We start from the raw sequence: 9,297 nt of genomic DNA on the forward strand, positions 1-9,297 counted from the left end.
ACTGGGCTGGGGGGGGGGGGGCGCGGCGGCCCGCCCGCCCCCCCCCCCGCCCGGGGGGGGGGGGGGCCGCCGCCCCCCCCCCCCCCCCCCCCCAACCCCCCCCCACTTCGATGTGCCGTCAGTCTGCCACCGTCTGCCTGATCAAGTCGCCCACCCGTCAGCAGGTTCGTGAGCGTGCCGTTGGTGTCCTGCTCGGCAGTACTGACCGGAGTACGTTCCTTCGCCGCCATCGGCCAGCGGGCATCGCATGCTCCGCAGGAGACGCTCGCCCGGCTCGGTGCCCGCGCTGCGACGGTCTTCAGCGTGCGCATCGCGCCGAGTGCGGCGGCCGTCCGCCGCGTCCTGAACGCCGCCTGCCCCGGCGGGCTCGCCGCCCCGCGCCGCCGCCCCAAGCTCACCTTCGAACACCAGGCATGGGCAGCCGTCCTTGACCAGCGCGGCATCCTCAGATCGTCGATCGCCCACCTGCTCCACCTCAGCGAGCCCTACATCCGGACCGTCCTCACAGCCATCGAGCCACTCCCGGAGCAGCACGGGCACACCAGCGAGCGCCTCACCGTCCGCATGGTCGACCCCTCCGACCATGCGGACTACCGCATGTCCATGACGTCAAAACCCAGCTGACACGACGCGCACCACTTATTTGTCGACAGACACCCAGGGCTCCGGAGTGTTTGACCTCTGCCCCGGTTTTATCGTGGAGGCGGATTGGCCGTCACGCGGGCCGCCTCGGGCATGAGGCGAGCACGGCTCCTGCGGATCACGGAGTCCTACCTTTCAAGGGCGGGTTTGCACTGGTCACTCGTAAGATCGGTCGGCCCAGGGGTACTGGGTATGGCTGTCATGGAGGAGCCGATGGGATGGCTCAGAGAACATGGCCGCCCGGGGCCCCGCGACGCTCGACCGCCAATTGGGATGTGCGACTTGATCGCTCTGTAGGACTACGTCGGCGAGGTCGTCTGCTGGATCGATTTGTGACGACGAGCTGACGGAGGTAGCCGTGCCCCGGATCTGGGCCGGAGTGGACATCGGCAGGGAGCATCACCACTGCGTGGTGCTCAACGATCGGGGCGAGCGGCTGCTCTCCCGCCGGGTCCTGAACGACGAAGCGACCCTGCTGGAGCTGATCCTCGACGTCCTGGACATCGACCAGGACGTGCTGTGGGCAGTGGACATCAACCACGGCGGTGCCGCGCTGCTGGTCGGCCTGCTGCTCAACCACGACCAGCCCATGGCCTACCTCACCGGCCTGGCCGTCCACCGCGCCTCGGGCACCTACCGCGGCGAAGCCAAGACTGACGCGAAAGACGCCTTTGTCATCGCTGATCAGGCACGCATGCGCCGTGACCTGGGCCGGCTGCGGCCCGGCGACGAGATAGCGGTCGACCTGCGCATCCTCGCCACCCACCGCACCGATCTGGTCAGCGACCGCACACGTCAGATCAACCGTCTTCGCGCCCAACTGCTTGAATATTTCCCCGCGTTGGAACGCCCGCTGGACCTGACCAACAAGGACCCCGTCATTCTCCTGACGGGCTATCAGACTCCAGTCGTCATCCGCCGCGCCAGCGCCAGGCGCATCGAGACCTGGCTGCGCAACCGCAAAGTCCGAACTGCCGAGATCCTGGCGAAGGCCGCTCTGGAGGCGGCGCAGGCCCAGCAGACCGCACTGCCCAGAGAGAAGCTCGTCGCCGCCATGGTGATCCGCATGGCCAAGGCGGTGACGGCCCTCGACGATGAGATCGCCGAGCTCGACGCTCTCATCGAGGCCCGGTTCCGCGAGCACCCGCACGCCGAGGTGATCCGCAGCCTGCCCGGGATGGGCAGCCAGCTCGGGGCCGAGTTCATCGCTGCCACCGGCGGTGAATTGGATGCCTTCGCCAGCGCGGACCGCCTGGCCGGCTACGGCGGCGTGGCCCCGGCTTCCCGGGACTCCGGTCGGGTCAGCGGCAACCTTCATCGCCCCCGCCGCTACCACCGCGGCCGGCTGCGGGTCTTCTACCTCTCCTCGATGGCCAGCTTGAAATCCTGCCCCGCATCGCGGACCTACTACGACCGCAAACGCGCCGAGGGAAAGGGGCACAAGCCGGCCCTGATCGCGCTCGCGCGGCGACGAGTGAACGTCCTGTGGGCGATGATCCGCGACGGAGCGTGCTATCAGGCAGCACCACCAGTCACGACAGCGGCTTGACAAGGGCATTGGGATGTTCTCTACACTCCCAGGTCCACGAGATGCCGTGCTCGTCGCTTTCTCGGACCGTGAAGTCCGCTATCTGTTGGTGGAGTTGGAGTAGGTCCCGGATCCGCGCGGCCGCCAGGGCCAGCGGTACCGGCTGTCCACCCTGCTGGGGAACACGGCCTGTGCGATGACCGGAGCCAGCCACGACTCGTTCACCGCGACCGGCGAGTGGTGCCAGCGCACCGCCCGCGAGGCCCCGGCGTTCCTGCCGACCCGTTCACCGGGGCCCTGACCCGGCAGGAGGGACGTCAGCCGCCCGGTCCTCCGAAGAAACCGCCGGTCCCGTTCCCGTTGCCGTGCCCGTTGCCCCCGCCGCCCGACGAGGTATCCGGAGACGTGGTCCCGTCGGTCGGAGTGGGAGATCCGCCTCCGCCGCCGATGGCCGAGTTACCTCCGGTGTCGCCTCCGTTGTTGCCTCCGTTGTTGCCCCCGCTGCTGTTCTGGCAGTTCCGGTCCCACGGCCGGCAGCTGTCGCTCGGGTTGGGCGTGGGGGAGGAGGGCGTCTTCGAAGGTGTCGTGGACGGCGTGGTGGAGGCGGTCTCCGAAGGCTCGATGGTCGGCTTCGGCGAAGGGGCGCCGCCCCCGTAGAGCGTCTCGCCCCACGGCTCCGGCTTCGGGAAGGTCAGGACGTCCTCCCCCTCCAGCGCGTCCGCCATGTAGTCATGCCAGATCTGAGCCGGGAACGAAGCACCGTGGATCTTCTCCTCGCCACCCGTACCGAACATCTTCTCGAACTGACGGTTCTTGTGCTTCTCGTTGTCGTCCAGCCGGTACATGCTGATGGCGGTCGACAGCTGCGGGGTGTATCCCACGAACCAGGCGGACTTGTTCTCGTCCGTCGTACCCGTCTTGCCCGCGACGTCACGACCGGGAAGCTTGGCAGGCGTCCCGGTCCCGTGCTCGACGACGTTCTTCAGTACGTCGGTGACGTTGTCGGCGATGATGTTGTCGAAGGCACGCTTGTTCACCTTCTTGTGCTGATAGACGACCTCACCGCGGTGCTTGACCTCCTCGACGGAGTACGGGTCGTGCTGCATCCCGCTGTTGGCGAAGGTGCCGTACGCCCCCGCCATCCGGATCGCACTCGGCTGGGACGTACCGATGGAGAACGACGGAACGGTCGCGTCCGCCATGTACTTGTCGTCACGCAGACCCGCGGCTATGGCGACGTCCTTCACCTTGTCGGTGCCGACATCCATACCGAGCTGAACGTACGGGGAGTTGGCGGACACCTGCATCGCCTCACGAAGGGTGATATTGCCCTCCGACTTGTGGCCGTCGTTGGCCTGCAGCCACTCCTTGCCGTTCTCGTCGGTCCAGATCTCGCCGTTGTACTTCTTGATCTTCAGCTTGTCGTCGGCGTTGTAGATGCTCTTCGGGGAGACCTTCGTGCGCTGCGACGCGTCCTGATCCGGCGGGCCTGAAGGGTCACGCTTGCCGTACTCCATGGCAGCCGCCAGCACGAACGGCTTGAAGGTCGAACCCACCTGCGCACCGGTGGTGTCGGCGTTGTTGGTGTAGTGAGTCGTCGCGTCCTGACCGCCGTAGATCGCGGCGATGGCTCCGGTGGCCGGATTCACCGACGCGCCACCGAACTGGACGTGTGTGTCCTTGGTGGGACGCGCCTTCGGATCGATCTTCGTGTCGTAGACCTTCTTGACGGCGGCGTTGAGCTTCTTGACCTTCCGCTCGTCGAAGGTGGTGTGGATCTCGTAGCCGCCCTGGGCCAGCTTCTCCGCCGTGACGCCCTTGGTGTTGCTGTTGAGGAAGTTCGCCTTGGCAAGGTCCACGAGATAGCCGATCTGACCGCCCAGTTGCGCGTTCTGCTTCGGCGGCTTCGGCATGGGGAACTCCGTGTACTTGTCGCGCTCCTTCTGAGTCATCGCCCCGTCCTTCACCTCCTCGTCGAGGATCCAGGACCAGCGCGTCTTCGCCCGGGCCAGGTTCTTCGCCGCAGTGGCCTGCTCAGGATCGATCTCGGGCGCGCCCGCCGGGTCGTAGTAGGTCGCGCCCTTGAGCAGCGTGGCCAGGAAGGCGCACTCGCTCGGGTCCAGATCCCTGGCGTCCTTGTCGTAATACGTACGCGCCGCCGCCTGAATCCCCGATGCACCTCGTCCGTAGTACGAGATGTTGAGGTAGCCGGCCATGATCGTGCGCTTGGACTCCGTCTTGCCGACCTTGATCGTGATGAAGAGCTCTTCGAACTTCCGGCTCAGGGTCTGCTCCTGAGAGAGACGCGAGTTCTTCACGTACTGCTGGGTGATCGTTGAGCCGCCCTGGGTCTGTCCACCCTTGGCCATGTTGTAAAAGGCCCGGGCGATACCCATCGGGTCGATGCCGCTGTCGGTGTCGAACGACTTGTTCTCCGCCGAGATGACGGCGTTGCGCATGGCTGCGGGAATCTGCGAATAGTCGATGATCTGACGGTTGGTCTCGCCACCCGTGGCGATCATCTGCTTGCCGTTCGCCCAGTAGTAGACGTTGTTCTCCGCCTTGGCGGCATCCTTCACCTTGGGCGTCCCGACCATCGCGTATGCCAGCCCGGCAACACCCATGAGAAGGCCGAGGAAGCCGATACAGAGACTGGAGACCAGCTTCCAGGACGGCACCCAGCGCCGCGCTCCGTACTTCCCGGCGCGCGGGTAGTCGATGAAGCGCTTCTTCACGGGACGCTGACTGCCGCGCCCACGGCCCCGACCGGGACCCTCGTACCCGTCGCCGCCACCACCGCGGCGTCGGCCACCACCGCCGCCATGGCCCGCGCCACCTCCCTCGGCGGCACGCCGACTCCCGCTACCACGCTGTGCGGCTCGTCTGGCCGCGGCACGCCCGCCGTACGGACTCTCGTCGTCGTACGAACCGGAAGGTGACTCATTAGTTACTCCACGTGACGGAGCTGCGCGGCGTCCTGTGGACTGCTGGGCGGCTCGTCTGGTCGCGGCACGCCCGCCACCTTGCGGTTGCTGCGTCTTGCGACGGTGCTCGCTCATCGAACGACTACTCCTCGGGCAGGCGAGAGCGCCTGGAAGCGGCAGTTGAGATCCGGTCCCCCCGAATTACGGACGGACCCTGCGACAGGCTCATCCGCAGCGCGTCCGGTCAGTCCGCGACGACTGACGCTCGGGGGCGCCGCGCGGTTCCCGGTGGTCTGCATGCCGCACAGACTACGCACGGTCAAAACCCACCTAGGGCCCAAGTTCACCTCAAATCACGCAAGTCGCTTCCTACGAATTGGTGATGTGACGCCGTTCACGGTGCCCCCCCTTGTCGCATCGCGGTGAGCGATCTATCGTCGTGATGTATCGAGTCGATACATCAGCTCGGCATAAGGTTCCGCGAGAGCACTCGGAGAAGGAGGAGGCGAAGGTGAGCAGACGCTCCGGCATCCTCGAATTCGCCGTACTCGGTCTGCTCCGTGAGTCCCCGATGCACGGGTACGAGCTGCGCAAACGCCTCAACACCTCGTTGGGGATCTTCCGCGCCTTCAGCTATGGCACCCTCTACCCCTGTCTCAAGACGCTGGTGGCCAGCGGCTGGTTGATCGAGGAACCGGGAAACGGTCCGGCAGAGGTCCCGCCTGCCGGCGGACGTGCGGTCGCCCCGGCCTCTTCACTGGCAGGACGGCGCGCCAAGATCGTCTACCGGCTGACGGCAGAAGGTAAGGAGCACTTCGAGGAGCTGCTCTCGCACACCGGCCCCGACTCCTGGGAGGACGAGCACTTCGCAGCCCGCTTCGCCTTCTTCGGACAGACGGAGCACGAGGTGCGGATGCGCGTACTGGAAGGCCGCCGCAGTCGGCTGGAGGAGCGCCTGGAGAAGATGCGCGCCTCTCTGGCACGCACCCGCGAACGACTCGACGACTACACGCTTGAGCTGCAGCGACACGGCATGGAATCCGTGGAGCGCGAAGTGCGCTGGCTGAACGAGCTCATCGAGAGCGAGCGGTTGGGACGGGATCAGCGACGATCCTCGCCCGAGGGCTCCGCTCAGCAGAACACAGCAGGGGAAACGGACGGCCTGCCCCGGCACCGGGGTCATACCCCGCCGGATCCGTCCGACGACACCGCCAAGTGAAGTCCCGGCACTTCCGCAGGGCCTTCATCGGAATCACCGAGAACACTCAACACAGGGAGCAACCGGAATGGGTTCGGTTCGCGTAGCCATCGTCGGCGTGGGCAACTGCGCCGCCTCGCTGGTGCAGGGCGTCGAGTACTACAAGGACGCCGATCCGGCCGGCAAGGTGCCCGGTCTGATGCACGTCCAGTTCGGCGACTACCACGTGCGTGACGTCGAGTTCGTCGCCGCCTTCGATGTCGACGCGAAGAAGGTCGGCCTCGACCTCGCGGACGCCATCGGTGCCAGCGAGAACAACACCATCAAGATCGCCGACGTTCCGAACACCGGCGTGACCGTCCAGCGCGGCCACACCCACGACGGCCTGGGCAAGTACTACCGCCAGACCATCGAGGAGTCTGCCGAGGCCCCGGTCGACGTCGTCCAGGTCCTCAAGGACAAGCAGGTCGACGTTCTCGTCTGCTACCTCCCCGTCGGTTCCGAGGTCGCTGCGAAGTTCTACGCGCAGTGCGCCATCGACGCCAAGGTCGCGTTCGTCAACGCCCTCCCGGTCTTCATCGCCGGCACCAAGGAGTGGGCGGACAAGTTCACCGAGGCCGGTGTCCCGATCGTCGGCGACGACATCAAGTCCCAGGTCGGCGCAACCATCACACACCGCGTGATGGCGAAGCTCTTCGAGGACCGGGGTGTCATCCTGGACCGCACGATGCAGCTGAACGTCGGCGGCAACATGGACTTCAAGAACATGCTCGAGCGTGAGCGCCTGGAGTCCAAGAAGATTTCCAAGACGCAGGCAGTCACCTCCCAGATCCGTGACCGCGAGCTCGGTGCGGACAACGTCCACATCGGTCCGTCGGACTACGTGGCCTGGCTGGACGACCGCAAGTGGGCGTACGTGCGCCTCGAGGGCCGCGCCTTCGGTGACGTTCCGCTGAACCTGGAGTACAAGCTCGAGGTCTGGGACTCCCCGAACTCCGCCGGTGTCATCATCGACGCCGTGCGCGCCGCGAAGATCGCCAAGGACCGTGGCATCGGTGGCCCGATCCTCTCCGCGTCCTCGTACTTCATGAAGTCCCCGCCGGTCCAGTACTTCGACGACGAGGCCCGCGAGAACGTCGAGAAGTTCATCAACGGCGACGTCGAGCGCTGACACGACCGACAACGGCGTGTGAACGCGGCAGGGCGATGAGTGGCAACGCTTTTCAGCTTCCGCCTCGTTGAGGGTCCCCGGGCAATCCGCCCGGGGACCCTCAACGTATGTGACCCTTGCCCACATGCCCGTCGTACGTGATCTGCGCGTACTCCTGCGCCTTCGGAACTTCCGTCGTCTGCTGGCCGTACGGCTCCTCTCCCAGTGTGCCGACGGTGTCTATCAGGTCGCCCTCGCCGCGCACGTCGTCTTCTCCCCGGAGAAGCAGACGTCGGCGGCGGCCATTGCCTCCGCGATGGCTGTGCTGCTGTTGCCGTACTCGCTCATCGGCCCTTTCGCCGGCGTCCTGCTGGACCGCTGGAAGCGCCGTCAGGTTTTCCTTTACGGCAATCTGCTGCGCGCAGCCCTCGCCTGCTGCACCGCCCTGCTGATCCTCAGCACCGCACCCGACTGGCTCTTCTACGCCTCTGCGCTGTGCGTCACCGCGGTGAACCGCTTCGTGCTGGCGGGACTCTCGGCCGCGCTACCGCGGGTCGTCGACAGGGACCGGCTGGTCATGGCCAACTCGCTCTCGCCGACCGCGGGCACGCTCGCCGCCACGGCAGGCGGCGGCCTCGCCTTCGCCGTACGCCTTGTGGCTGCGGACTCGGATGCCGCAGTGGTACTGCTGGGCGCGGGGCTCTACCTCGCCTCGGCACTGGCCTCCCTCAGCCTTGCCACCCGACTCCTCGGACCGGATACGAACGGCAGTCCTATCCGACTGAGGGACGCGCTCGCCACCACCGCGCACGGACTCGTCGACGGGCTGCGCCATCTAGCGGAACGGACGGACGCCGCACGGGCACTGGGCGCCATGACAGTGATCCGGTTCTGCTACGGGGCGCTGACCGTGATGGTGCTGATGCTGTGCCGGTACGCCTGGTCCGACAGCGAATCCGGCGGTCTGGCCCTGCTCGGACTGGCCGTGGGCGCCTCGGGAGCGGGATTCTTCGCGGCGGCCGTGCTGACGCCCTGGGCGGTTGGACGGCTCGGCCGGTTCCGCTGGATAGCGACGTGCGCCGCCGCGGCTGCCGTCCTCGAACCCGCGCTCGGACTATGGTTCGCTCCCGGACCGATGCTGGTCGCGGCATTCGTCCTCGGAGCCGTCACTCAGGGCACGAAGATCGCGACGGACACGGTGGTGCAGACCTCGGTGGACGACTCGTTCCGCGGTCGCGTCTTCTCCCTGTACGACGTGCTGTTCAACGTGGCCTTTGTGGGCGCCGCCGCAGTAGCCGCTGTGGCACTGCCTCCTGACGGGAAGTCGGCCACAGTGGTGATCGGGCTTGCGCTGCTCTACGGGATCGTCGCCGTGACGATGTTCCGGTGGAGCCGTGTCAGTGAAGTGCTATAGCGTGCGCGCGTCAAAGAAGAGCGGCGCACGATCCGCGGGGGCGCCCACATGACCTACCCGCCCCAGCAAAGTCCTGGACCATACGGGCAGCAGCCTCAACAGCCGTACCCACCCCAACAGCCCGTGTACGGCTACCCGCAACAGCAGCCGTATCCGCCGCATCAGGGTCAGCAGCCGTACGGCGGCTATCCCGGTAACCTCCGGCAGCCGTAAGAGCCGGACCAGTGTGGTTCTCTGTCTGACACCGATGAAGTCGACGGGCTGACCCTCTTCCGGGGCAGGTGCCGGTAGCTGCGGGTCGGGGGGGGGGGGGGGGGGGGGGGGGGGCGGCCGCCGCCCCCCCCCCCCCCGCGGGGGGGGGGGGGGGGCGCGGGCACCCCCCCCCCCCCCCCCCCCCCCGCGGCTGTTTTGGGTGAGAGGGGGTGCCTGAAAAAAAAAAAA

6 protein-coding genes are annotated in these 9,297 nt (G+C 66.8%); 5 read left to right on the plus strand and 1 reads right to left on the minus strand.

All coding sequences use genetic code 11. From position 1 onward, the window contains the following. Positions 1–174: 174 nt before the first annotated feature. Positions 175–624, plus strand: coding sequence for a hypothetical protein (locus tag ACIBB8_RS15490; protein WP_398952238.1), 450 nt, complete (start codon positions 175–177; stop codon positions 622–624). Between the two features lie 376 nt (positions 625–1,000). After that, positions 1,001–2,191, plus strand: coding sequence for an IS110 family transposase (locus ACIBB8_RS15495; RefSeq protein ID WP_398952240.1), 1,191 nt, complete (start codon positions 1,001–1,003; stop codon positions 2,189–2,191). A gap of 296 nt (positions 2,192–2,487) precedes the next feature. Here ACIBB8_RS15495 and ACIBB8_RS15500 read toward each other — a convergent pair whose 3' ends face one another. Continuing rightward, the gene (locus ACIBB8_RS15500; protein ID WP_398952268.1) at positions 2,488–4,794 is read right to left on the minus strand and encodes a transglycosylase domain-containing protein; all 2,307 of its coding nucleotides are present in this window, start codon (positions 4,792–4,794) and stop codon (positions 2,488–2,490) included. Between the two features lie 811 nt (positions 4,795–5,605). Between ACIBB8_RS15500 and ACIBB8_RS15505 the strand changes: the two genes are divergently transcribed. From ACIBB8_RS15505 to ACIBB8_RS15515, 3 genes are all read left to right on the plus strand, one after another. Beyond that, a complete protein-coding gene (locus ACIBB8_RS15505; protein ID WP_398952242.1) occupies positions 5,606–6,313 on the plus strand; it encodes a helix-turn-helix transcriptional regulator in 708 nt (235 codons plus the stop codon). A gap of 67 nt (positions 6,314–6,380) precedes the next feature. Next, positions 6,381–7,463 (plus strand): inositol-3-phosphate synthase, encoded by a 1,083-nt coding sequence (locus tag ACIBB8_RS15510; protein WP_398952244.1) that lies wholly within the window; start codon positions 6,381–6,383, stop codon positions 7,461–7,463. A gap of 124 nt (positions 7,464–7,587) precedes the next feature. Further along, entirely contained in the window at positions 7,588–8,856 is a 1,269-nt protein-coding gene (locus ACIBB8_RS15515) for an MFS transporter (protein ID WP_398952246.1), read from the plus strand. The last annotated feature ends 441 nt before the right edge of the window (positions 8,857–9,297 follow it).

The organism is Streptomyces sp. NPDC051286, assembly GCF_044455345.1.
GTDB lineage: Bacteria > Actinomycetota > Actinomycetes > Streptomycetales > Streptomycetaceae > Streptomyces.

Excerpts from the sequence above, each read along its gene's own strand:
- ACIBB8_RS15515 (WP_398952246.1), top strand. The coding sequence starts at position 7,588 with ATGCCCGTCGTACGTGATCTGCGCGTACTCCTGCGCCTTCGGAACTTC.
- ACIBB8_RS15510 (WP_398952244.1), top strand. The coding sequence starts at position 6,381 with ATGGGTTCGGTTCGCGTAGCCATCGTCGGCGTGGGCAACTGCGCCGCC.
- ACIBB8_RS15500 (WP_398952268.1), bottom strand. The coding sequence starts at position 4,794 with ATGGGTGTTGCCGGGCTGGCATACGCGATGGTCGGGACGCCCAAGGTG.